Source organism: Pseudomonas sp. ZS1P83, assembly GCF_054897825.1.
Window position 1 is genome coordinate 914,444 of record NZ_CM142706.1, and the last position, 24,249, is coordinate 938,692.

Genomic DNA, 24,249 nt, shown 5'->3' on the forward strand with positions numbered 1-24,249 from the left:
GAGGTAACACATCCCCGTGAATGTTGATTTGCACTGCCATAGCACGGCCTCCGATGGCGCCCTGGCGCCTGCGGTTCTGGTTGCGCGAGCGTTCGAGAAAGGCGTGCGAGTCCTGGCCTTGACCGATCACGACACCCTCGAGGGCCTCGACGAGGCCCGCAGCGCGGCGACTGCGCTGGGGATGCAACTGGTCAACGGCGTCGAATTGTCCTGCACCTGGGGCGGCGCGACCATTCACGTGTTGGGTTATGGTTTCGACGTCAACGCCGCACCGTTGGTCGAGGCCATCGCCAAATTGCACGATGGCCGCTGGCTACGGTCCGAAGAAATAAGCCGTAAGTTGGCGTTGAAAGGCATGCCGGGAGCGCTCGAAGGTGCCCGGGCCATCCAGCAGGAACTGGGCGACAGCGGCAACGCGCCGGCCCGCCCGCATTTCGCCGACTGGATGGTGCGTGAAGGTTTCGTCAAGGATCGCGCCGAAGCGTTCCGCAAATGGCTGGGCGCCGGCAAACTGGGGGACGTCAAGCAACACTGGCCAACCCTGGAAGACACCGTCGAAACCCTGCGCGCCGCGAAAGCCTGGGTCAGCCTGGCGCATCCGTGGCACTACGATTTCACTCGCAGCAAACGCCGCCGCCTGATTGCCGACTATATTCAAGCAGGGGGCCACGCTATCGAAGTGGTCAATGGCCATCAGCCCGCCGAGCAAGTGGGCAGCCTGGCGATTCTAGCCCGCGAGTTCGGTCTGCTGGTCAGCGCCGGCAGTGACTTTCATGGCCCTGGAGGCTGGTCCGAGATCGGCGAATACCGCTCGCTCCCGGAGGATCTGCCACCACTGTGGTGTCGATTCAAACATGACCCAATTATTGCCGCCGTCTGAACAGGTAGAGAATGTGAGTCAATTTTTCCAGATTCATCCGGAAAACCCGCAAGCGCGCCTGATAAAACAAGCTGTTGAGATCATCCGCAACGGCGGGGTGGTGATTTATCCCACAGACTCGTCCTACGCCATTGGTTGCCAGATCGGCGACAAGAATGCCGTGGAGCGCGTGCGCCGGTTGAGACAGCTGGACGAAAAGCACAACTTCGCGCTGATTTGCAGCGACCTGTCGCAATTGGGGCTGTTTGCCAAGATCGACACAGGCACCTTCCGCCTCCTGAAAGCGCACCTGCCGGGGCCTTACACCTTCATTCTCAACGCCACCCGCGAAGTCCCGCGGCTGTTGTTGCACCCGAAAAAACGCACCATCGGCCTGCGCGTGCCGAGCCATCCGATTGCCTTGGCGCTGCTGGAGGAACTCGGCGAACCGCTGATGAGCGTGACCCTGATCATGCCCGGCGAAACCGATCCGATGACCGATCCTTACGAAATGCGTCAATTGCTCGAACATCAGGTCGACCTGATCATCGACGGCGGTTTCGGCGGGATCAAGGCGTCCACCGTGATCAACCTCGCCGACGGCGAGCCAGAAGTGATCCGTGTCGGTTGCGGCGACCCTACGCCGTTCATGGCCGAGGCGTAGATGTCTGCAGTAGAACCCGTTGTCGACAGTCAGGCCGGAGCCCAGCAAGAGCTACCCTTCGCCATGGTCTATGGCCAGGCGGTCATGGAAATGCCGCTGGATTTGTACATTCCGCCGGACGCATTGGAAGTCTTCCTTGAAGCGTTCGAAGGCCCCCTCGACCTGCTGCTGTACCTGATCCGCAAACAGAACATCAACATTCTCGACATCCCGGTGGCGGAAATCACTCGGCAATACATGGGCTATGTCGAGTTGATGCAGTCGGTGCGCCTGGAGTTGGCCGCCGAGTACTTGGTCATGGCCGCGATGCTGGCCGAGATCAAATCGCGGATGCTGCTGCCGCGCGCTGAAACGATCGAGGCCGAAGAAGACGACCCTCGCGCCGAACTGATCCGCCGCTTGCAGGAATACGAGCGCTTCAAGGCTGCCGCTGAAGGCATCGATGGCCTGAGTCGTGTCGGTCGCGACGTCGTGGTGCCCAAGCTCGATGCCCCGCAAGCCCTGGCGCGCAAGTTGTTGCCGGACGTGCGTCTGTCAGAACTGCTGCTGTCCATGGCCGAGGTCCTGCGCCGTGGTGACATGTTCGAAAGCCACCAGGTCAGCCGCGAGGCGCTGTCCACACGCGAACGCATGAGCGATGTGCTGGAGCGGCTCAAGGGCGGTGGTTTCGTGCCGTTTGTCGAGCTGTTCACCGCTGAAGAAGGGCGTCTTGGGGTGGTGGTGACCTTTATGGCGATTCTCGAACTGGTCAAGGAATCCTTGGTCGAGTTGGTGCAGAATGAGCCGTTCGCGGCGATCCATGTCCGGGCCCGAGCCGAATAACGAGTTGAATCATGAACCTGACTGAACCCCGCGAGCTGGCGCCACTGCTTGAAGCCTTTCTGTTGGCCTCGGGAAAACCGCAATCGCTTGAACGCCTGTTCGAACTCTTCGAAGAGGGCGAGCGGCCTGAGCCGCCAGTCTTCAAGAAAGCCCTGACGATTCTCGCCAAGTCCTGCGACGGCCGCGCCTTCGAGCTGAAGGAAGTGGCCTCCGGGTATCGCTTGCAGATCCGCGAAAAATTCTCGCCGTGGGTAGGACGATTGTGGGAAGAACGCCCGCAGCGTTATTCGCGCGCAATGCTCGAAACCATAGCCCTGATCGCCTATCGTCAGCCGATTACCCGGGGCGAGATCGAAGATGTGCGGGGCGTGGCGGTTAACAGTCACATCGTCAAAACCTTGCTGGAGCGCGAGTGGATCCGCATCGTCGGTTACCGCGACGTGCCGGGTAAGCCGGCGATGTTCGCCACCACCAAGGCCTTTCTCGATCACTTCAACCTGAAAAACCTCGACGATTTGCCACCGCTGGCCGAATTGCGAGAGCTTGAACCTGATCCGGTGCTCGATTTCGACGACGCGCCGGTGCCTGCCGGTCTGCAAGCGTTGGCCGACGCCAGTGCCGAACCGGAAGAGCCGAAGGAAGAAACCAGTTTCCACACCCTGTTGCTGGAACTGGACACCATGGAGGAGGGGCTCAAGACCGATTTCGACGATCTGTTGCGCGATGGCGAGGTGACCGAGACCGAAGAGGTTCTAGAGACACCGGAGCCTGAAATCGAAGTTGAACTTCACGTCGAGCCCGAAGCCACAGTCGAAGAAGAACAGGAAGAAGAACTTGAAGACGATGCACTCGGTGTGGCCGAGGCTCGGGAGAAACTCCTGGCCGCTGTCGCCGCTCTAGAGCAGCAAAAGCCCGAGCCCGAATTGAGCGACGAAGAAGCCGAAGCCCGGGCCCTCGCCGAAGCAATCGAGGCCGAACGCCGCGAATTCGACGATTGATCCCTATTCTATGAGCCATGGAGATCCCTGTGGGAGCGGAGCTTGCTCGCGAATGCGTCGTGTCAGTCAATGATGATGTCGACTGACACACCCTCCTCGCGAGCAAGCCCGCTCCCACAGGTTATTGGTGTTGCCTGGAGTATTTGATGAGCTCAACCAAAGACCCGTGCATCAGTGTCTGCAAATTCTCCGACGACATCTGCCTCGGCTGCGGCCGCAGCAAGCGTGAGATCAAGGCGTGGAAGAAACTCGACAAGGTCGACAAGCGCACCGTCCTCGCCGAAGCGTCGCTCAGGCTGATCAAACTGGGTACCACCGGTCGGCGGAAAACCAAGTAAGTCTCCATTGATCAGCTAGTCTCTGATGCGCGAATGCTCCCATGAGCGTATGATTCGCGACCCTTCGGCGATCCCTTTGCCAAGTACCAGTTTTACATCGCTTCAGGACGCTCAATTCAGGGCTGCCTGAACAGACCACACCGGGAGGTGCCCAGATGAGTATCAAAGACCAGAAAGACGACCAGGAAATCGGCCCAGCAGGCGAGAAACTGCAGAAAGTCCTCGCCCGTATCGGCGTCGGCTCGCGCCGTGACGTAGAAGCCTGGATCAGCCACGGCCGCATCAAGGTCAATGGCAAAGACGCCACCCTTGGCCTGCGTGTCGACCTGCATGACGCCATCACCATTGATGGCAAGGTGATCAAGCGCGAAGAAGCCGCCGAGTCGGTACGCCGCGTGATCATGTACAACAAACCCGACGGTGAAATCTGCACCCGCCTTGACCCGGAAGGCCGTCCGACCGTGTTCGACAAGATGCCGCGCCCAAAAGAAGGTCGCTGGATCAACATCGGCCGTCTGGACATCAACACCACCGGTCTGCTGATGTTCACCACTGACGGTGAGCTGGCCAACCGCCTGATGCACCCTTCCTACGAAATGGACCGTGAATACGCGGTACGTGTGCGTGGCGAAGTCGATGACGAGATGATCGAGCGTCTGAAGGCAGGCGTCGTCCTCGAAGACGGCCCGGCCAAGTTCACCGACATCAAGCAGGCCCCAGGCGGCGAAGGTTTCAACCACTGGTACCACTGCGTGGTGATGGAAGGTCGCAACCGCGAAGTCCGTCGTCTGTGGGAATCCCAGGGCCTGGTGGTCAGCCGTCTGAAGCGCGTGCGTTTCGGTCCGGTGTTCCTCAACTCCGACCTGCCGATGGGTCGCTGGCGCGAAATGAGCCAGTACGAAGTCGACATTCTGAGTGCTGAAGTGGGCCTGACGCCTGTGGCCATGCCGCAAATGAACGCCAAGAGCAAAGACAAGCTCGATCGCATGCAGCGTAAATCGTCGCGTCCAATGGGCAAGACCGAGCGCGTGCGTTCGTTGCGTCCAGCCATCGGTAACCAGACCGCTGCTACACCACGTGACTCCCGTGAACCGCAAATCGAAGGCGAGCGCCCCGCCCGCAAACCCGCCGCGCCACGCGCAGATGGCGAGCGCGGTCCACGCACTCCGCGTCCGGCCAACGGTCGCACTGAGCGTGGCGAAGGTCGCGGTGCGCCAAGCGGCGGTCGTAGCGATCGCGGTGCTCCAGCCGGTCGCGGTACGCCAGTGGCAGACCGTCCTTCTGATATCAAGCGCCCGGCCAAGCCAGCGCCGAAGAAACGCCCAGGCATCGTTCTGGTCGACAAGGACGCGCCATCGGGCAAGCGCCGTGGTGCGCCAGCCGGTTCGGGCCAGCGCCCGGGCTTCGGTCGTCGCAAGCCTGAGTAAACGGTAAGCGCCCCATGAAAATCGCCAACCTTAGGGTTGGCGTTTTTTTTGGTCCGGCTGATCGTTTAGAACACAAACCGCCCATCAAACACCGGCTCATCATCCAGCGCCAACACCCCACTGGAGAAGATCAAGTCCAGATGATGACTGCCCTTCGCGCCACCGCCCAACCCAAGATGTAGCCCGCAATGACGTTCCTCGAATCCGGCATTGCGTGCATACAACGTCTTCACGCCTTCGTTGGTGCCGATCCCCAACTCCTCGATCCGTCGATTGGATGGATTGGCTTCCAGATACTTGTTGAAGTCATGTTCCAGCCCGGGCACCTCGGTGGCGATTTTGCTGATGGTCGAGTTCTCGATCCACAGTTCCAGCGGTGACTCCAGCACCCCGTATTTGCGGGCAAATGGAATAGTACTGAGAAAAGTCCCCATGAACTTGACCCGGCCGTTAATGGCTTCGCTGTGCGTGGCAATTTCACCGGGCGCCAGATCGAAGTTGCCAACACCATTAATGTCGGTCCACTTCTTGATGCTGCTCAACGGTGTTTCGAACCATGAACCGTGATCATCTTTGAAACTTAACGTGGTGGCGTGAGACATGCGCTGGATCAAGTGGCTATTCAACCCGGCGATGCGCTGCGGGGTGACACTGAACGTATCGTAGAAATAATCGCCGTAATCCTTGAACAGTAGCGACTTCTTCCAGTTCTCAGCCATCACGCTTTGCAGCGCGCGGACAAATTCCGGGCCATCGGGGCGTGGGTTGGGCAGGGTGGAAGAGTCGTAGAAGAAAATGTACAGATCGCTGTCGGCAATCGCCTGTGCCAGCAATTGCGTAGGTTCCAGATCCAGTCGTATTGCGTTGAAACTGAATCGTGGGCTGTCACCGGCCTGTTCGGCGATGGCGCCTATCAGTGCCGCGTAATCAGCCGTATGGCCGAGCAAAACCTTCGCCGGGTTGATGCCGACAAGGGCGGGGTGGTGTTCGAGGTAGTAAAGGAAATGCGAGATGGCGCGTTGCTTATTCATGTAGTCCTCCCTGACAAACCGAGAAAAAGTGGCAGGCACAACCGGCCGAATCGTGCCTGCCGGGATGTCTTACAGAGGCCACATCGCCGTGCCGAACGGAACAACCGCGTCGGCTTGCATCATTTCAACGGCGGCTTCATGGGTCGGTGCTTCAAACCAGGCGTCCAGCTGCAGTTCAGTTTCCAAGTCTTTGTCCAGTGCTTGCATGGTGAATCTCCTTGATGACTTTTGAGTAGGAACAACCTGCCGATCGATGCGGCTCGGCAAGTCGCTAAAACCTAGTTCAGAGGTTTCTTAAATGCAAAAAAATAATCAAATAAGATTTATTTGAATTTTTTATTCTGTTTTCTAAGAGGTAATTTACTAATAAAAAACAAAAAACTAACTCGACCCTTACTTAAGGAAAGGTCCTGCCGTCAATTTGCAGTCAGCCTACATCCAGATCTGATTCGGAAAATTTACGTTACGGCGTGTAAAGAAATGCTGACGAAATCAAGCCTCATAACCCTTGGTTTGACGATTATGGAACGGATGTAAGGAAAACCTTCCGACCCAGAGCCGTTTGACCCCGATCCAGGGCTCTGGCCGGCTTGTTTCAGACTCGGTTGGAGGGTGAGATGCGCCCCATGCCTGTCGTGCAGGTGCATAACAAGAAGGAGGCGCAATGAACGCCGTGACTCATCTCCACTACTCCCCGTGGGGCGATTTTTCCGCCGTCCCCGTCGATGACCCGCAAAGGTCTGACTCAATTTTTGCAGCCGCCCGAGACCCTCGAGGCGGACACAGGCAATCCCGGAAAACGACACGCTGATCCAGCGGTGTCTGGCAGCAGGGGGTTACAGGTGTACAATGCGCCGCGTTTTAACTGTGACCTCCTGCGCTTCTGCGCAAACCTCAAGGCTATCCGCCTTGTTCACTCCGCCGCGTCACGAGCGTGTCGGGTTCGATTTCGTCACAGATAAAAACAAACAGGTGACGCATGACCGTTGTAAAAACGCTGAACTCCTGGTGCCTGCGCTGGGGTTTGATCGGCGCTGCTTGAAATCGCAACTGAGCAGCAACGTCTAACGAATATCATCAAACCTTGCGTGAGACCCTTTTCATGAGTGGACAAAACTCGCATTCAGGCGAGCTGAAACGCGGCCTGAAAAATCGCCATATTCAACTGATCGCCCTCGGTGGCGCGATCGGTACCGGGCTGTTCCTCGGCTCGGCCGGCGTCCTGAAATCCGCCGGCCCGTCGATGATCCTTGGCTACGCCATCTGCGGCTTCATTGCTTTCATGATCATGCGCCAGCTCGGCGAAATGATCGTCGAAGAGCCAGTGGCCGGTTCTTTCAGCCACTTCGCCCATAAATACTGGGGCGGTTTCGCCGGTTTCCTGTCGGGCTGGAACTGCTGGATTCTGTACATTCTGGTGGGCATGTCGGAGCTGACCGCGGTCGGCAAATACATCCACTATTGGGCGCCGGACGTCCCGACCTGGGTATCGGCAGCCGGATTTTTCGTCCTGATTAACCTGATCAACCTGGCCAACGTCAAAGTCTTCGGTGAGGCCGAGTTCTGGTTTGCGATTATCAAGGTCGTGGCCATCGTCGGCATGATTGCGCTGGGCAGCTATTTGCTGGTCAGCGGTAACGGCGGCCCGCAAGCGTCGGTGACCAACCTCTGGGCCCACGGCGGCTTCTTCCCGAATGGCGTCAGCGGTCTGGTGATGGCCATGGCGATCATCATGTTCTCCTTTGGCGGCCTGGAAATGCTCGGTTTCACCGCAGCGGAAGCCGACAAGCCGAAAACCGTGATCCCGAAAGCCATTAACCAAGTGATCTACCGGATCCTGATTTTCTACATCGGTGCGTTGGTCATCCTGCTGTCGCTGACGCCATGGGACAGCCTGTTGGCGACCCTGAACGCGTCGGGTGATTCCTACAGCGGCAGCCCGTTCGTGCAAGTGTTCTCGATGCTCGGTAGCAACACCGCCGCGCACATCCTCAACTTCGTGGTCCTGACCGCGGCGCTGTCGGTGTACAACAGCGGCACCTACTGCAACAGCCGCATGCTGCTGGGCATGGCCGAGCAGGGCGATGCGCCGAAAGCCTTGTCGAAGATCGACAAGCGCGGCGTGCCGGTGCGTTCAATCCTTGCTTCAGCGGCGGTGACGCTGATCGCGGTGTTGCTGAACTACCTGATCCCGCAAAACGCGCTGGAACTGTTGATGTCGCTGGTCGTGGCCACCTTGGTGATCAACTGGGCGATGATCAGCTTCTCGCACTTCAAGTTCCGCCAGCACATGAACAAGACCCAACAAACGCCACTGTTCAAGGCCCTGTGGTACCCGTACGGGAACTACGTCTGCCTGGCGTTCGTGGTGTTCATTCTGGGCGTAATGTTGTTGATCCCGGGCATCCAGATCTCGGTGTATGCGATTCCGGTATGGGTCGCGTTCATGTGGATTTGCTATGGCATCAAGAACAAGCGCAGCGCTCAACAGGCGTTGCAGGCTGCAGTGAAATAGCTCAGCGCGCAAACACAACAAACCCGACCATGTGCCGGGTTTTTTATGAGCGTTATAGAAGCTTCTCGATTGCGCTGAGGTATCGCCTCGCAGTAATCAGTTGTTGCAAAATAGTCGCCGCGATTCCTGAGAATTGAGACAAAGGATCGCTAAATTCAGAAACGGACTACAACTGATTTGCACCTTCTTGTCATAGGCTGACGCTCCGAATACAAGGAGTGGAACATATGGCCAGTCATAGCTTCCTGAGCATACCGGTGAACGACAAGGTTTGATTTCTGCTGGTTGCTCAGGTCTTGGTTCTATCGGCAATAAATGTCAGGTCGCTCATCAAGACGAAATAATGGTGCTGGCTTACTCGCACGATATGGTGACCGGTAATGATGGCAGTATGGCGGGTGGGCGAAGCAAGCACATGCCGATCATGATTACCAAGGGGATCGATAAGTCATCACCTTTGTTGGCAAGTGCGCTGCACGAGTGTGAAGAAGTGGAATGTACGATAGATTTTTACCGCACCTCTTCGGCTGGTGGTCAGGAGCGATATTATTCAGTACACCTTACAGGTGCGCGCATTGCGCATATCAGCCAGCAAGTTCCCCATGCTATTCGTATGAACGATGCGGAGCCGCAAGAGCTCGTGTCCATTCGATATAGGGATATTGCCTGGGCACACGTGCCAGGGGCAACGAGTGCCTATAGTACTTGGGGCAATGAGAATGAATGAAACGTCGTGCGATATTCATGATGTGACTAAGGCCGCATCCGATCTCGTTGCGACGGGATGCCACATTGGTATGACTCATCTTCCTGATGGATTCGCGCAGCTGCGGTTCAGTTCGATTATCTCAGCTTATGCCAATGAGATTGTTAAAGCGGTTGATGAAGGGTTAATAAGTGCGTGGGAGGGGGTTCAAGAGATCATTAGCGAGTACGGGGAGTTGTCGTCAAAAGCGCGTTTTTACCTGCAAAATGGCATGGGTGTAGCGGCAGGTGTTATGCAGGTTAGAACCGGCGTTGCGGTAACAGCAGCCCCCGCAGCAATTGGCGCGATACCAGGAGCATTGTTGATTGCGCACGGCACTAATAATATCTATGAGGGGGTGGGGAATATTTATAACGGTCCAGAAGCACCGGCTACGATTGGACCTGTTAGATATATCTATCAAGCAACATTGAAAAATAATCGCAGGGGCAATATCGCCTATTATTCTATGGATTTATTTTTATCTGGGTATGGAGTGTTCAGGTCAGTACAAAAACCTGGCACGTTTGAACTGTTCAAGCGTGATCCTATGAATTATGAGCAGGCTTTTCGGCAACGGGTAAGTTAGCATTGGCTCTCGAAGCCTTGGTTGATTTTTTGACTGTGGATGCAATGCTTAAAGAAAGCTCTGCGGGTGGATGAAACGGTGGCTACTCCGTTATTTGAACAACATTTTCGCAACAGAATTAAGAGCTTGCTGTGGTTGGCTTTTTCACTCGGAGAGTACGATTCAAGAGGACGTGAAAGTATATGGCGCTTGAGAGCATTCGATACTATTTGTCTGTCACTTGCCTGGTTCTAGGCTGCTGTGGTTTGCCGACTGGCGTAATAGTTTGGTGCATAACCGAAATAGTACCCCTAGAAGGGAAATATCTGAACATTGTTTATTTGGTAACGTACGTGACTCTCGTTTTTTTTGGTTTGCGCTTTTACATTCCGAGATTGCGTGGCCATGCATAAGCCTGACTGTGGCTGTTGATCCGGGGGGCCGCCGCGATCACCTGCTGTCCAACAGGCATTCGCGGTATCCTGCGCGTTCTGAATACGGACGCTTTTCCATGCTGGTGATTTCCAACAACGTGCACCTACCGGATGCCGAGATCGAATTGACCGCTATTCGCGCCCAAGGCGCGGGGGGGCAGAACGTTAACAAGGTCTCCAGCGCGGTGCACCTGCGCTTCGACATTCCGGCCTCGTCCTTGCCCGAGTTCTACAAGGAGCGGTTGCTGGCGTTGCGTGACAGTCGCATCACCAGCGAAGGGGTTTTGATCATCAAGGCCCAGCAATACCGCACGCAGGAAGCCAACCGTGCCGATGCGCTGGAACGGTTGACCGAGTTGATCCTCAGTGCCACCAAGGTCGAAAAGAAACGTCGCCCGACCAAACCGACCCTCGGTTCGAAGAAGCGTCGACTGGAATCAAAGACCAAGCGCGGCAGCATCAAGGCCGGGCGTGGCAAGGTCGATTTCTAACGCGCGTCTCTTTCTTTGCGATACTTTGGCGCTTGCCGGTACAGATAAACGCTAAGCATCAACCCGCTTAAAGCGGCGAGGGCGGCGAACAGGAAGATCGAGGCAAAGCCGAAACCGGCCGCAACCGCACCGGCCACCGGCCCGGTGATCCCCAGCGACAAGTCGATGAACAACGAATAGGCTCCGACCGCTGCGCCACGACTGGAGGCTGGCACCAGGTTGACTGCTTCCACACCCAGCGCAGGAAACACCAGCGAGAAGCCGAACCCACTCAGCGCCGCACCGGCCAGTGCCCAATGAGCGTCCGGTGCCAGCCATAGCAGCAACAACCCAAGCGTTTCCACCGACAGACAGGCAATCGCCACGCGAAACCCGCCGAGGCGGTTGATCAGGTTGCCGAACAGCAGGCGTGCGCCGATGAAGCTGGCCCCGAACAGGCTCAAACAGAGCACTGCGTTCGACCAATGCTGAGTCGCGTAATACAGGGTAATGAAGGTGGCGATGGTGCCAAAACCGATGGAGCCCAACGCCAGGCCGCAGCCGTGGGGCAGTACCCGACCCAGCACATGCATGAATGGCAGGCGTTCACCGACAACAATCGGTGCGGCAGTTTTCGGCCAGGCCAGCGCCAGGCCCAGCACGGCCAGCAGCACGATGCTCACGCCCATACTCCACAAACCCAATTCACCGACCAGCCACACCCCCAGCGGGGCGCCGATGGCGATGGCTCCATAGCTGGCGATGCCGTTCCAGGAGATGACTTTGGCGGTGTTGGCCGCGCCGACACGGCCAATGCCCCAACCGATCGAACCCGAACCCACCAGACTTTCCGCGCTGCCGAGCACTAATCGGCCGATCAACAGGCTGATCAGGCTGAGCATCGGCAGGCTCTGGGTCCAGGCCGAAATCAGCATGAACACCCCGCTCAAACCGCAGCCGGCGAGGCCGTACATCACGGCGAGTTTGCTGCCCTTGTTATCGATGATTTTCCCGGCATAAGGACGGCTGAGCAGAGTGGCCAGGTATTGCACGCTGATCACCAGACCGGCAATCACCGCGCCGAAGCCCAGTTCGCTGTGGACGTAGCCCGGCAACACGGCCAGGGGAATGCCGATATTGAGGTAGCCGATGAAGGTGAACAGGACGATGGAAACGACTTGCAGCGTGACCGCCAAGGGGCGCTGATTTTCAGACATGGGTAAAAGGTCCACGGGGAAGCAGGATAGATAGGCTGCTTATGATAGCGGCGCAAGCGGCTGCGGGTCGTGGAAAAAGTAAAACTATTTGCCGGGCGGGGATGAATCAGAGTTTGTCGGGAGCGACCAGGTGCGTTGTGACCAGGGCGGCCAGGGCGTTTTCTTCGCTGCCGAAACGGGCCAGGAGGGCGGCTTTTTTCTCGGGGGAAAGGCGATTCCAGATCTCGATCATCTTCTCGGTGGTGCCGATCAGGACGCTGGCCTGCAGCTCTTCATCAAAAGGAGGAGAGAAATCATCGGTCATGGTGTGGGGCTCAAGGGTTCAGGCGGTGTGGAAAGCGCATGTTAGCGCTTTCCACACGGTCTGGCATTGCAGGTGAGTCAGTCTTCGCTGTCGGCCTTGCGGCGTTCAGTGGCTTCTTTCGGCTCGGGCTGTTGGGCACCGGCTTGTTGCGTGGGCGTCTGCTCAGTTTCGTGCAGGCTTGGGAAGGGGAGATTAGGGATCTCGTGCATATCGCGCTCCTCGCAAAGTCTGTTGATAGATCTGGTAGATCCGCGCTTTTAAAAAAGCCTGGGAAGGATACAGCAGGAGAAAAGACAAATAGACTTTTATATCCATTTGTTGCGACGGATGGGGTTGTATAGGCAGGTCTGTAGCAGTCACGCAGATGATCGTTCCCACGCTCTGCGTGGGAATACAGCCCGGGACGCTCTGCGTCCCTTTAAAGACGAACGCGGAGCGTCCATTGAGACATTCCCATGCGGAGCGTGGGAACGATCAGTTGAAGGCAGAGTTATTTGCAAACCTTGGCGATGGCTTCGGCCAGCAGATCCAGCCGCGTTGCATCAATCCCGGCCACGTTGGCCCGGCCTGAGTTGACCATATAAACACTGTGATGATCGCGCAGTTGTTTCACCTGGTCCGGGGTCAACCCGGTGTAGGAAAACATCCCGCGCTGCACGCCGATGTGCGCAAAGCGCTCGCGCAACCCATGAGGTTCTAGTGCTTCAACCAAACCGCTGCGCAGTTGAGCGATACGCAGACGCATGGCTTCCACTTCGTCAGCCCAGAGGCTTTTCAGCTCCGGATCACCGAGGATGGTCGCCACCACAGCAGCGCCGTGATCCGGCGGTGTCGACCACAGGTTGCGGGCGATGTTGGCCAGTTGGCTGCGGATATCCACCAGCTTGTCCGCGGTTTTCGCGCAGACAATCAGCGCGCCCGTGCGGTCGCGGTACAGGCCAAAGTTCTTCGAGCAGGAACTGGTGATCAGCACTTCCGGCAACGCGGCAGCGAACAACCGCGTCGACCAGGCATCCTGTTCCAACCCATCGCCGAAGCCTTGGTAGGCGAAGTCAATCAGCGGCAACAAGTCGCGACTGCGCACCACCTCCAGCACCCGGCGCCAGTCGTCATGGGACAGATCGAAACCGGTCGGGTTGTGGCAGCAGGCGTGCAGCAGCACCACATCGCCTTTCGGCGCTGCATTGAGTACCGCGAGCATCTCTTCGACGTCGAGGCGGTTATCGCTGCCGACGTACGGGTAATGACTGACCTTGACCCCGGCCGCCGCGAAGATGGTTTCGTGGATTGGCCAGGTCGGGTTGCTCAGCCACACGCCACGACCGGGAAGGCACTGGGCGATGAAGTCGGCACTCAAGCGCAGCGCGCCGGTGCCGCCAGGCGTTTGCGTAGCGCCGGCGCGTTGTTCAGCAATCAAGGCGGAGTCGGCGCCGAGCACTAGCTCGTTGATGGCCTTGCCGAACGCCGGTTCGCCGTGGCCACCGATGTAGGTTTTGGTGGTCTGACGATCCACCAGACGTTGCTCGGCGAGCTTCACGGACTGGGGAATCGGTGTCAGGCCCTGGGCATCTTTATAGACGCCCACGCCGAGGTCGAATTTGCGCGGGTTGGGGTCCTGCGCATAGGCCTCCATCAGGCCGAGAATCGGGTCGCCGGGTACCCGACCTATGGCGTCGAAATGCATTATTTGCGGCCCTCGGCGTCCTTGGCCACTTCGTCAGTGCGCGCGGCCATGATGAAGTCGTTGCGATGCAGACCTTTGATCGAGTGGCTCCACCAGGTCACTGTGACTTTGCCCCATTCGGTGAGCAGGCCTGGGTGATGACCTTCGGCCTCGGAGATTTCACCGACGGCGTTGGTGAACGCCAGCGCGTGTTTGAAGTTCTTGAACAGGAAAACTTTTTCCAGCTGCATGATGCTGTCGCGGACTTCGATGTTCCAGTCAGGGATCTGCTTGATCAGGATCGGCAGTTCTTCGTCGCTGACTTGTGGCGCATCGGCGCGGCAGGCTTCGCAGTGGGCTTGGTTCAAAGTGGACATGGCGGATTTCCTGAATCGAGTGTTTTTTATATTCGGTCGTCAATCGTGCCACGCTAAACCAAAGCGGCGGCAACTGACAGGCTCACTTGTCAGCAAAAGTCGCGGTTCACGCGGCTTTTGGTTTTGGCGCAAATTTCGGGGCGTGCAGACCCAACTGCATGCCTTGCTTGACCATACCCATGATGTCTTCGTGGGCGAGGTCGAACAGGCGCTCAAGGTTCGGCAGGGCAAAGTACAGCGGTTGCAGGATGTCGATGCGGTACGGCGTGCGCATGCATTCCAGCGGATCGAAGTCCTGATGTTCAGGTTCGTCCGACAAGCAGTAAACGGTTTCTTTCGGTGAAGACAGAATGCCGCCGCCATAGATGCGCAGGCCTTCTGGCGTGTTGACCAGACCGAACTCGATGGTCATCCAGTACAGACGCGCCAGGTACACGCGTTCTTCCTTGGAAGCCTGTAGGCCAAGTTTGCCGTAGGTGTGGGTAAATTCGGCGAACCAAGGGTTGGTCAGCAGCGGACAGTGGCCAAAAATCTCGTGGAAAATGTCCGGCTCTTGCAGGTAATCCAGCTCTTCGCGAGTACGAATAAACGTCGCCACCGGGAACTGCTTGTTGGCGAGCAATTCGAAAAAGGTCTGGAAGGGGATCAGTGCAGGTACCCGGGCAACCTGCCACCCGGTGGTTTCACCGAGGACCTTGTTGATCTCCCCGAGTTGCGGAATGCGGTCGTGGGGCAGACCAAGCTTTTCGATACCGTCCAGGTATTCCTGGCACGCACGCCCTTCGATCACTTTCAGTTGGCGAGTGATCAGCGTGTTCCACACCGCGTGTTCTTCGGCGGGGTAGTCGATAAAACCTTGCGCATCGGGCTCGCGAGCCACGTATTGCGTCTGCTTCATGCTGCTCTCCTGCTAGGGGATTTCGTTCTTGTTATGTCCTGCTATGGGCTTAGAAATACTCCAAGGTGTGCGGCGTTGCAGTAGGTGATTAGCATCGCGTGTAGGAGAATTCGCCAATTTTCGTAAAGTATTCGTTACGGATGGACGCTTGTCGCGCAGCTATTGAGATTTCAGGGTTTGAAACAGCGCACAGGTGTCACATAATCTTGACGACTAAGTTGGCGCCTGCGCAGAAATTTCTTGGCTCAGGCCCTCGATCACTCCTGTTTCGGGCCTTTATATGCGTATCAAAGTCCACTGCCAGAACCGCATCGGCATCCTGCGCGACATTCTCAACCTGCTGGTGGAATACGGGATCAACGTCGCACGCGGCGAGGTCGGCGGTGAGCATGGCAATGCCATCTACCTGCATTGCCCGAACCTGATCAACATTCAGTTCCAGGCGTTGCGTCCGAAATTCGAATCGATTGCCGGGGTTTTTGGCGTCAAGCGTGTAGGTCTGATGCCCAGCGAGCGTCGGCACATGGAGCTCAATGCCTTGCTCGGCGCCCTGGAGTTTCCGGTGCTGTCGATCGACATGGGCGGCTCGATCGTCGCGGCCAACCGCGCAGCGGCACAGTTGCTCGGGGTGCGGGTGGATGAGGTGCCGGGGATTCCGCTGTCGCGTTACGCCGAAGATTTCGACTTGCCGGAACTGGTGCGCGCCAACAAGTCGCGGATCAACGGCTTGCGGGTGAAGGTCAAGGGTGATGTGTTTCTCGCCGACATCGCACCACTGCAATCGGAGCATGACGACAGCGAAGCCATGGCCGGCGCGGTACTCACGCTGCACCGCGCCGACCGGGTCGGTGAGCGCATCTATAACGTGCGCAAGCAGGAGCTGCGCGGTTTCGACAGCATTTTCCAAAGCTCCAAGGTGATGGCCGCCGTAGTGCGCGAAGCCCGACGCATGGCGCCGTTGGATGCGCCGCTACTGATAGAAGGTGAAACCGGTACCGGTAAAGAGTTGCTGGCGCGCGCCTGCCACCTGGCGAGTCCGCGGGGGCAGTCACCTTTGATGGCGCTCAACTGCGCCGGTCTTCCGGAATCCATGGCTGAGACGGAGCTGTTCGGCTACGGCCCCGGCGCTTTCGCAGGGGCGAGGGCAGAAGGCAAGCTCGGGCTGCTGGAACTGACAGCGGGCGGTACGCTGTTTCTCGATGGCGTCGGGGAAATGAGCCCGCGTTTGCAGGTGAAATTGCTGCGATTCCTGCAGGACGGTTGCTTCCGTCGTGTGGGCAGCGATGAAGAGGTTTATCTGGATGTGCGGGTGATCTGCGCAACGCAGGTCGACCTGTCCGAGTTGTGCGCGCGCGGTGAGTTTCGCCAGGATTTGTATCACCGCTTGAACGTGCTTTCGCTGCACATCCCGCCACTGCGCGAATGCCTCGATGGTTTGACGCCGCTGGTGGAGCACTTCCTCGATCAGGCCAGTAGGCAGATCGGTTGCCCACTGCCAAAACTGGCGCCGGCGGCGATGGATCGGCTCAGTCATTACCACTGGCCGGGCAATGTCCGGCAATTGGAAAATGTGTTGTTCCAGGCGGTTTCGTTGTGCGAGGGCGGGACCGTCAAGGCCGAACATATTCGCCTGCCGGATTACGGCGTGCGTCAGCCACTTGGCGATTTCTCGCTCGAGGGCGGGTTGGACGAGATTGTCGGGCGCTTCGAGAAAGCGGTGCTTGAGCGCTTGTACTCCGAGCATCCGAGTAGTCGGCAGCTGGGCAAGCGGCTTGGGGTTTCGCATACGACCATCGCCAATAAGTTGCGTGAGTATGAAGTCGGTAAAGAACCCGGTGCCTGAGGCGCAATGCGACTTTTGTGGCGAGGGAGCAAGCTCCCTCGCCACAGGGAAATCTGTTGGCTGCAAAGGCCAGCACTTGCCACTAACCGGCATAACACCGCCGGTTTTTCGTCTTCGACACAATCTCCATTTCCCCTACGAACCCCTCAAGTCCTTTGTTTGCCGGGCCCCGCGCCGCCAGAAAAAAGTTGGTCTGCAAATTGCTTATCGCTCAGCAGTACAGCAGTGGGCGGCAAACGTCCGGCATGCAGAGGAAAGAGTGTGGACAAGTACCTTTATGTGGCAATGACCGGCGCCAGCCAGAATGCACTGGCGCAGAAGGCTCATGCGAACAACCTGGCGAACATCTCCACCAACGGTTTCCAGAAAGACCTGGAGCAGGCTCGTTCGATGCCGGTGTTCGGTGACAGCTTTCCGGCGCGTGCGTTTGCCTTGTCCGAGCGTCCGGCCACTGACTTCTCCCCTGGCGCGCTGGTGGAAACCGGTCGCGACCTCGATGTCGCCGTGCAAGGCAGCGGATGGATCGCCGTGCAGAACCCTGACGGCGGCGAAAGCTACGTACGCACCGGCAGCCTGAACGTTGACGCCCTGGGCGTGTTGCGGGCCGGCAACGGTATGCCGGTGATGGGCAATGGCGGGCCGATTGCCGTGCCGCCCGAGCAGCAAATCGAAGTGGGCGAGGACGGCACTATCAGCATTCGTGCGATGGGCGAAGGTCCTCGCGTGATGGCGGAAGTCGACCGCATCAAACTGGTCAACCCTGACTTCAAGAACATGACCAAAGGCCTGGACGGTTCGATCCACACCAAGGACGGCAAGCCGGCGCAAGCCGATGCCAACGTCAAGCTGGTGTCCGGTTTTCTCGAGTCGAGCAACGTCAATGCCGTGGAAGAAATGACCTCGGTGCTGGCCCTGGCCAAGCAGTTCGAGCTGCACATCAAGATGATGAACACCGCCAAAGACGATGACCAGGCCATGGCTCGGGTCTTGCAGATCAGCTAATTATCAGAACGTCGCGCCGTAAAACAGGCGCACGAGGAGAATCGAATGCTTCCGGCTCTATGGGTTGCCAAAACAGGTCTGTCCGCCCAGGACACTAACCTGACGACCATTTCCAACAACCTGGCCAACGTGTCGACCACGGGTTTCAAACGTGACCGTGCCGAGTTCCAGGACTTGCTCTACCAGATCAAACGCCAGCCAGGCGCCCAGTCGACTCAGGACAGTGAACTGCCGTCGGGTCTGCAATTGGGTACCGGTGTGCGCATCGTCGGCACCCAGAAAAACTTCACCGCCGGCAGCCTGCAAACCACCGAACAGCCGCTTGACCTGGCTGTCGACGGTCGCGGTTTCTTCCAGATTCTGCAGCCGGACGGCACCACGTCCTACACCCGTGACGGTACGTTCCACCTGGACTCCAACGGTCAGATCGTGAACGCCAGCGGCTTCGCCCTGGAACCGGCCATTGTCATCCCCAACGATGCCCAGACCTTTACGGTCGGTCGCGACGGCACCGTGTCCATCACCGTTGCCGGCAACCCGGCGTCCCAAGTGATCGGCAACCTGCAAACCGCCGACTTCATCAACCCGGCCGGTCTGCAAGCGGTGGGCAACAACCTGTTTCTGGAAACCGCTGCCAGCGGCGCGCCGCAAGTCGGCACCCCGGGCCTGGCCGGTTTCGGCACCACGCTGCAGAACACCCTGGAAACGTCCAACGTCAGCACCGTTGAAGAGATGGTCAACATGATCACCACTCAGCGCGCTTACGAGATGAACTCCAAGGTGATCTCGACCGCCGACCAGATGCTCTCGTTCGTAACGCAGAATCTGTAATCAAGTCTATGAGGCGGCCATCAGGTCGCCGGCAACACCGTGAGGTAGGGTCATGAATCGCTATGTATCTGTTCTGGCACTGAGTGGGATCGCCGCGCTCGCGGGCTGCGTCGGTCCGACGCCCAAGCCCAATGACCCTTACTACGCTCCGGTGTTGCCGCGCACGCCGTTGCCGGCTGCCGCCAATAACGGTTCGATTTATCAGGCCGGCTTCGAACAGAATCTGTACAGCGACCGCAAGGCGTTCCGGGTCGGTGACATCATCACTATCACCCTGAACGAGAAGACCCAGGCCAGCAAAAACGCCAATTCCCAGGTTGGAAAGACCAGCAAGGCCAGCATCGGCCTGTCCTCGCTGTTTGGTACGGTGCCCAACACTAATAACCCGTTAGGCAGTGGTGATCTGAGTCTGGATGCCGGCTACAGCGGCGACCGTGCGACCAAGGGTGACAGTAAAGCCGGGCAGGGCAACAGCCTGACCGGTTCGATCACCGTGACCGTCGCCGACGTGTTGCCCAACGGCATCATCGCCGTGCGCGGCGAGAAGTGGATGACCCTCAATACCGGTGACGAGCTGGTGCGGATTGCCGGGCTGGTTCGGGCCGATGACATCTCGACTGACAACACCGTTTCGTCGACACGTATCGCCGATGCACGCATCACCTATTCGGGCACCGGTTCGTTTGCCGATGCGAGTCAGCCAGGCTGGTTCGACCGTTTCTTCCTCAGCCCGCTGTTCCCTTTCTAGGTGGCCACGTTGAATTTCAAAAGCCTCATGGTGGCTGCCCTGTTGATGTCCTCGGCGTTTGGCGTACACGCGGAACGGCTGAAGGACATCGCCAGTATTTCCGGCGTGCGTTCCAACCAATTGATCGGCTACGGCCTGGTGGTCGGGCTTAACGGCACTGGCGACCAGACGACCCAGACCCCGTTCACCCTGCAGACCTTCAACAACATGCTCTCGCAGTTCGGCATCAAGGTGCCGGCAGGTTCGGGCAACGTGCAACTGAAGAACGTCGCGGCGGTGTCAATCAGTGCCGATCTGCCGGCGTTTGCCAAGCCAGGTCAGCAGGTCGACATTACCGTAGCGTCCATCGGTAACTCCAAGAGCCTGCGCGGCGGCACCTTGCTGCTGACGCCGCTCAAGGGTATCGACGGCAACGTCTACGCGATCGCTCAGGGCAATCTGGTGGTCGGCGGTTTTGATGCCGAAGGTCGCGATGGTTCGAAGATCACCGTCAACGTTCCGTCGGCCGGTCGAATCCCGGGCGGTGCATCGGTTGAGCGTTCGGTGCCGAGCGGTTTCAACCAGGGCAATAGTCTGACCCTGAACCTCAATCGTTCGGACTTCACCACGGCCAAGCGCATCGTCGACAAGATCAATAACATGCTCGGCCCTGGCGTTGCCCAGGCCATCGACGGCGGCTCGATTCGTGTCAGCGCGCCACTCGATCCGAGCCAGCGCGTCGACTACTTGTCGATCATCGAGAACCTTGAAGTCGACCCGGGTCAGGCGGTGGCGAAAGTCATCATCAACTCCCGTACCGGCACCATTGTGATCGGCCAGAACGTCAAGGTTTCCCCGGCCGCCGTGACCCACGGCAGCCTGACCGTGACCATCACCGAAGACCCGATCGTCAGCCAGCCCGGCCCTCTGTCCAATGGTCAGACGGCGGTCGTGCCGCGCTCGCGGGTCAACGCCCAGCAGGAAGCCAAGCCGATGTTCAAGTTCGGCCCTGGCACCACCCTCGACGAAATCGTGCGTGCGGTGAACCAGGTCGGCGCGGCACCGGGTGACTTGATGGCCATCCTCGAAGCACTGAAGCAGGCTGGCGCATTGCAAGCCGACCTGATCGTGATCTGAGGACGGCGACCATGGATATGCACAAGAGCGGTCTGGTCAGCAGTAGCGACTCGGGTTCCTATTCGGACCTCAATCGCCTGAACCAGCTCAAGGTCGGCGACAAGGACAGTGACGCGAACATGCGCAAAGTTGCGCAGGAGTTCGAGTCGCTGTTCCTCGGCGAAATGCTCAAGTCCATGCGCTCGGCCACTGAAACGCTGGGCCAGGACAATCCGCTCAATACGCCGGCAGCCAAGCAATACCAGGAAATGTACGACCAGCAGTTGGCCGTTTCCATGTCCCGTGAGGGTGGTGGTATCGGTCTGGCCGACGTGCTGATGCGTCAGATGTCGAAGAACAAACCGTTGGCCCCGGGCGAGGCCGCTGCCGCGTCAGCCGCCAAGCAAGCTGCCGCGAAAGCCGCCGTGGAAACGCCGATTGCCGCCGGAACGGTCGCCACCAACGGGCCGCTGTCGCGCCTCAATGGCGAGCGTCCGTTGTGGGCTTCGCGCTCGGTGAAGTCGCCGGCAAATGCGGGCGAGGGCGCTCATCACAATGATATGGCGCTGATCAATCAGCGGCGTCTGGCGCTGCCGCCGAAACTGGCCGACCGCTTGCTCGCCGGTTTGGTGCCGTCGGCATCGACCACTGCCGCGAGTGCCGCCGCGGCGCAGAACCAAATCCAAATGCCGCAGAGTACCAAGACCGGTTCCGGTCCCCTGTACAACGGTGATTGGCTGGCTTCGCAAACGGATGCGACATCCAGCGGTCGCCTGCAGGTTTATGGTCGTGCCATGGCTCAAATACCGCTGGCACCGGCGAAGAAAGCATTCAGTTCCGCCGACGAATTCGTCAACACCATGCTGCCGATGGCCAAAGAAGCCGCCGAACGCATTGGTGTCGATCCGCGTTATCTGGTGGCGCAGGCTGCCCTGGAAACCGGTTGGGGCAAATCGGTCATGCGCGCTCAGGATGGCAGCAGCAGCCATAACCTGTTCGGCATCAAGGCCAGCAGCAATTGGAAGGGCAATTCGGCGCGAGCGATCACCAGCGAATTCAGGAATGGCGAGAGGGTCAAGGAGACGGCTGAGTTCCGTTCCTACGACTCTTACAAGGACAGCTTCCATGACCTTGTGACGCTGCTGCAAACCAACAATCGCTATCAAGATGTTGTGAAGTCGGCCGATAACCCAGAACAGTTTGTACGCGAGTTGCAAAAGGCCGGTTACGCAACCGACCCGGACTACGCAAGCAAGATTTCGCAGATAGCCAAGCAGATGACGAGTTACCAGAACTACGCTGCGGCGGGCGCTTCCACTACGCCTTTATAGGCACAAGGCATAAGGTCTGAACCATGAGTTTGCTCAATATCGGGATGTCGGGTCTGGCCGCGGGCCAATCCTCGTTGGTGACCACCGGTAACAACATCGCCAACGTTGACACCGCCGGGTACTCACGTCAGCAAACAGTGCAGGGCACCAAAAGCTCTATTCAGTATGGCAATGTGTTCATTGGCACCGGCACAACGCTGGCTGATGTCCGTCGGGTGTACAACGGCTTTCTCGATTCGCAACTGCGCACGGCGACCTCGCTCAACAGCGAAGCAGCCTCGTATCAGGCTCAGACCACTCCGCTGGACGCCACGCTATCTGACACCAATACCGGGTTGACCGGTGTGCTGCAGAAATTTTTCACTTCGATGCAAGGTGTATCGACTTCGGCGACTGACGATACGTCTCGCCAGGCCGTGTTGAGCGGTGCCCAGGCTCTGGCCGCCCGCTTCAATAGCGTTTCCAAGCAGTTGAACGACCAGAACACCAACCTCAACGGCAGCCTGTCGGACTTGGCGTCGCAGGTGAACAAGCTGGCCACTTCGATTGCCAGTCTCAACCAGAAGATTTCCGAACTCTCCACCGGCAGCAGTCAGCCGAACGACCTGTTGGACAGCCGCAACGAAGCGGTGCGTCAACTGTCCGAGCTGGTCGGTGCGCAGGTTGTCGAGCGCGACAACAGCTACGACATCTACGTCGGCAGCGGTCAGCCTTTGGTGGTCGGCAACACCACCAACACCCTGGAAACCGTGCCAAGCAAGGATGATCCGTCGCGCGTGGCGCTGCAGATGAACCGTGGCTCCAGCACCATTGACATCACTCAAGTGGTCACCGGCGGCGAAATCGGTGGTCTGCTCACCTACCGCAAGGAAGTGCTCGACCCTTCGCTCAATGAGCTGGGGCGTGTGGCTCTGGTGGTGGCTGATCAGATCAACAGTCAGCAGGCGCAAGGCATCGACAAGAACGGTGACTTTGGCGCGGCGATTTTCAACAACATCAACAGTGCCACCCTGATCAGTCAGCGCAGCATTGGCCAGGCTGGCAACAGCGCGGGTTCCGGCAACCTGGATGTCACTATCAATGACACCGGCAAGCTCACCGCCAGCGACTATCAGGTGACGTTCACCAGCGCGACCGACTACAGCGTCAAGCGTTCTGACGGTACCGACATGGGGTCCTTCAACACCGCGACCACGCCAGCTCCGGTGATCGACGGGTTCAGCCTGAAGCTCAACGGCGGCGGGTTGAGCGCCGGTGACTCGTTCAAGGTGACCCCGACTCGTGGCGCTGCGAGCAGCATCCAGGCCGTTCTCACCGACCCGAAAAAAATTGCCGCGGCGGCACCGTTGACTGGCGTGACCAGTGCCAAAAACACCGGCACTTACACCCAGCCGACGCTGACCACCACCCTGGACATCTACAACCCGGCGTCCCAGGCAGAATTGCAGACTGCGCTCAAGTACTCGACGCCCGTCAAACTGGTGTTCGGTGCCGCGAGCGGCGGCAGTCAGAGCTATAACCTGGTCGATGCCAAAGGCACCTCGATGGGCACCGGGACGATTGTTCCGGGTCAGAGCAACACCCTGAACCTGAAAGTGGGCATGGTCGATTCCACGGGTGCCGCGATCATGGACACCAGCGTCGTTCCGCCGGTGCAGAAGACCTTCACCGTGCAAACCACGGTCGGTGCCACACCGACGAGCGGCGAAAGCTTCACGATCAACCTGACCGGTGCGGCGTCCTCGGACAACCGCAACGCTCAATCCCTGGTGGCGCTGCAAACCAGGCAGACCGTGGATACCGGCAGCGCGAGCAAGGGCATCAGCCTGACTGACGCCTATGGCAAGCTGGTGACCAACGTCGGCACCAAGGCGGCCCAGGGCAAGTCCGACAGCGTAGCCACCACGGCGATCCTGGCCAACGCCAAAGGTGCCCGCGATTCGCACTCCGGGGTCGACCTGGATGAAGAAACCGGCAACCTGGTCAAGTACCAGCAGTACTACACCGCCTCTTCGCAGATCATCAAGGCTGCGCAGGAAATTTTCAGCACGCTGATCAACAGCCTTTAA

25 protein-coding genes are annotated in these 24,249 nt (G+C 58.4%); 17 read left to right on the forward strand and 8 right to left on the reverse strand.

From position 1 onward, the window contains the following. Positions 1-16 precede the first annotated feature (16 nt). The 6 genes from ACYZT0_RS04430 to rluB all read left to right on the forward strand — a co-directional run bounded on the left by ACYZT0_RS04430 (position 17) and on the right by rluB (position 5,108). Entirely contained in the window at positions 17-880 is an 864-nt protein-coding gene (locus ACYZT0_RS04430) for a PHP domain-containing protein (protein ID WP_462044791.1), read from the forward strand. A 13-nt stretch (positions 881-893) separates the two neighbouring features. Further along, a complete protein-coding gene (locus ACYZT0_RS04435) occupies positions 894-1,523 on the forward strand; it encodes an L-threonylcarbamoyladenylate synthase (RefSeq protein WP_462044792.1) in 630 nt (209 codons plus the stop codon). Between the two features lie 123 nt (positions 1,524-1,646). Then, positions 1,647-2,345 (forward strand): segregation and condensation protein A, encoded by a 699-nt coding sequence (locus ACYZT0_RS04440; RefSeq protein ID WP_282380816.1) that lies wholly within the window; start codon positions 1,647-1,649, stop codon positions 2,343-2,345. Positions 2,346-2,356: 11 nt separating this feature from the next. After that, positions 2,357-3,343, forward strand: coding sequence for an SMC-Scp complex subunit ScpB (gene scpB / locus ACYZT0_RS04445; RefSeq protein ID WP_462044793.1), 987 nt, complete (start codon positions 2,357-2,359; stop codon positions 3,341-3,343). Between the two features lie 146 nt (positions 3,344-3,489). Beyond that, the gene (locus tag ACYZT0_RS04450; RefSeq protein ID WP_462044794.1) at positions 3,490-3,681 is read left to right on the forward strand and encodes a DUF1289 domain-containing protein; all 192 of its coding nucleotides are present in this window, start codon (positions 3,490-3,492) and stop codon (positions 3,679-3,681) included. A 155-nt stretch (positions 3,682-3,836) separates the two neighbouring features. Beyond that, entirely contained in the window at positions 3,837-5,108 is a 1,272-nt protein-coding gene (gene rluB / locus ACYZT0_RS04455; protein WP_462044795.1) for a 23S rRNA pseudouridine(2605) synthase RluB, read from the forward strand. A 65-nt stretch (positions 5,109-5,173) separates the two neighbouring features. On the opposite strand, the gene ACYZT0_RS04460 is transcribed toward rluB, so the two are convergent. Then, positions 5,174-6,139 carry a M29 family metallopeptidase gene (locus tag ACYZT0_RS04460; protein ID WP_462044796.1) on the reverse strand — a complete coding sequence of 322 codons (966 nt, stop codon included), beginning with the start codon at positions 6,137-6,139 and terminating at the stop codon, positions 5,174-5,176. 69 nt (positions 6,140-6,208) lie between these two features. Continuing rightward, positions 6,209-6,346 carry a hypothetical protein gene (locus ACYZT0_RS04465; protein WP_462044797.1) on the reverse strand — a complete coding sequence of 46 codons (138 nt, stop codon included), beginning with the start codon at positions 6,344-6,346 and terminating at the stop codon, positions 6,209-6,211. Positions 6,347-7,241: 895 nt separating this feature from the next. On the opposite strand from ACYZT0_RS04465, the gene ACYZT0_RS04470 reads away from it, so the two are divergent. The 4 genes from ACYZT0_RS04470 (at position 7,242) to arfB (ending at position 10,892) form a co-directional block, all read left to right on the forward strand. Further along, positions 7,242-8,654 carry an amino acid permease gene (locus tag ACYZT0_RS04470; protein ID WP_462044798.1) on the forward strand — a complete coding sequence of 471 codons (1,413 nt, stop codon included), beginning with the start codon at positions 7,242-7,244 and terminating at the stop codon, positions 8,652-8,654. Positions 8,655-8,925: 271 nt separating this feature from the next. Beyond that, positions 8,926-9,381, forward strand: coding sequence for an Hcp family type VI secretion system effector (locus ACYZT0_RS04475; protein ID WP_462044799.1), 456 nt, complete (start codon positions 8,926-8,928; stop codon positions 9,379-9,381). Further along, the gene (locus ACYZT0_RS04480) at positions 9,374-9,988 is read left to right on the forward strand and encodes a DUF4225 domain-containing protein (protein WP_462044800.1); all 615 of its coding nucleotides are present in this window, start codon (positions 9,374-9,376) and stop codon (positions 9,986-9,988) included. Before ACYZT0_RS04475 ends, ACYZT0_RS04480 begins: the two co-directional genes overlap by 8 nt. Positions 9,989-10,478: 490 nt before the next feature. Next, positions 10,479-10,892 carry an alternative ribosome rescue aminoacyl-tRNA hydrolase ArfB gene (arfB, locus tag ACYZT0_RS04485; RefSeq protein ID WP_008010994.1) on the forward strand — a complete coding sequence of 138 codons (414 nt, stop codon included), beginning with the start codon at positions 10,479-10,481 and terminating at the stop codon, positions 10,890-10,892. Here arfB and ACYZT0_RS04490 read toward each other — a convergent pair. The 6 genes from ACYZT0_RS04490 to phhA form a co-directional block, all read right to left on the reverse strand. Beyond that, positions 10,889-12,088, reverse strand: a complete 1,200-nt coding sequence (locus ACYZT0_RS04490) for an MFS transporter (RefSeq protein WP_462044801.1) — start codon at positions 12,086-12,088, stop codon at positions 10,889-10,891. The genes arfB and ACYZT0_RS04490 overlap by 4 nt on opposite strands. A 106-nt stretch (positions 12,089-12,194) precedes the next feature. Then, positions 12,195-12,392 (reverse strand): hypothetical protein, encoded by a 198-nt coding sequence (locus tag ACYZT0_RS04495; RefSeq protein WP_462044802.1) that lies wholly within the window; start codon positions 12,390-12,392, stop codon positions 12,195-12,197. Positions 12,393-12,469: 77 nt separating this feature from the next. Continuing rightward, positions 12,470-12,601, reverse strand: coding sequence for a hypothetical protein (locus ACYZT0_RS04500; RefSeq protein WP_008156098.1), 132 nt, complete (start codon positions 12,599-12,601; stop codon positions 12,470-12,472). 281 nt (positions 12,602-12,882) lie between these two features. Then, on the reverse strand, positions 12,883-14,076 hold the full coding sequence (locus ACYZT0_RS04505; RefSeq protein ID WP_462044803.1) for an amino acid aminotransferase: 1,194 nt from the start codon (positions 14,074-14,076) through the stop codon (positions 12,883-12,885). Further along, positions 14,076-14,432 (reverse strand): 4a-hydroxytetrahydrobiopterin dehydratase, encoded by a 357-nt coding sequence (locus ACYZT0_RS04510; protein ID WP_007975310.1) that lies wholly within the window; start codon positions 14,430-14,432, stop codon positions 14,076-14,078. Before ACYZT0_RS04510 ends, ACYZT0_RS04505 begins: the two co-directional genes overlap by 1 nt. A gap of 106 nt (positions 14,433-14,538) precedes the next feature. Next, positions 14,539-15,330 carry a phenylalanine 4-monooxygenase gene (phhA, locus tag ACYZT0_RS04515; RefSeq protein WP_462044804.1) on the reverse strand — a complete coding sequence of 264 codons (792 nt, stop codon included), beginning with the start codon at positions 15,328-15,330 and terminating at the stop codon, positions 14,539-14,541. A 280-nt stretch (positions 15,331-15,610) separates the two neighbouring features. On the opposite strand from phhA, the gene ACYZT0_RS04520 reads away from it, so the two are divergent. The 7 genes from ACYZT0_RS04520 to flgK all read left to right on the forward strand — a co-directional run bounded on the left by ACYZT0_RS04520 (position 15,611) and on the right by flgK (position 24,249). Beyond that, positions 15,611-17,173 carry a sigma-54-dependent transcriptional regulator gene (locus tag ACYZT0_RS04520; protein WP_462044805.1) on the forward strand — a complete coding sequence of 521 codons (1,563 nt, stop codon included), beginning with the start codon at positions 15,611-15,613 and terminating at the stop codon, positions 17,171-17,173. A gap of 261 nt (positions 17,174-17,434) precedes the next feature. After that, a complete protein-coding gene (locus ACYZT0_RS04525) occupies positions 17,435-18,175 on the forward strand; it encodes a flagellar basal body rod protein FlgF (RefSeq protein ID WP_462044806.1) in 741 nt (246 codons plus the stop codon). A 45-nt stretch (positions 18,176-18,220) separates the two neighbouring features. Further along, positions 18,221-19,006: a flagellar basal-body rod protein FlgG gene (flgG, locus tag ACYZT0_RS04530; RefSeq protein ID WP_462044807.1), complete on the forward strand. Its 786-nt coding sequence runs from the start codon at positions 18,221-18,223 to the stop codon at positions 19,004-19,006. A gap of 52 nt (positions 19,007-19,058) precedes the next feature. Further along, positions 19,059-19,754 (forward strand): flagellar basal body L-ring protein FlgH, encoded by a 696-nt coding sequence (gene flgH / locus ACYZT0_RS04535; protein ID WP_462044808.1) that lies wholly within the window; start codon positions 19,059-19,061, stop codon positions 19,752-19,754. 27 nt (positions 19,755-19,781) lie between these two features. After that, positions 19,782-20,870 carry a flagellar basal body P-ring protein FlgI gene (locus ACYZT0_RS04540; RefSeq protein WP_462046501.1) on the forward strand — a complete coding sequence of 363 codons (1,089 nt, stop codon included), beginning with the start codon at positions 19,782-19,784 and terminating at the stop codon, positions 20,868-20,870. Between the two features lie 11 nt (positions 20,871-20,881). Continuing rightward, the gene (flgJ, locus tag ACYZT0_RS04545) at positions 20,882-22,180 is read left to right on the forward strand and encodes a flagellar assembly peptidoglycan hydrolase FlgJ (protein ID WP_462044809.1); all 1,299 of its coding nucleotides are present in this window, start codon (positions 20,882-20,884) and stop codon (positions 22,178-22,180) included. Between the two features lie 23 nt (positions 22,181-22,203). Continuing rightward, positions 22,204-24,249, forward strand: coding sequence for a flagellar hook-associated protein FlgK (gene flgK, locus ACYZT0_RS04550; protein WP_462044810.1), 2,046 nt, complete (start codon positions 22,204-22,206; stop codon positions 24,247-24,249).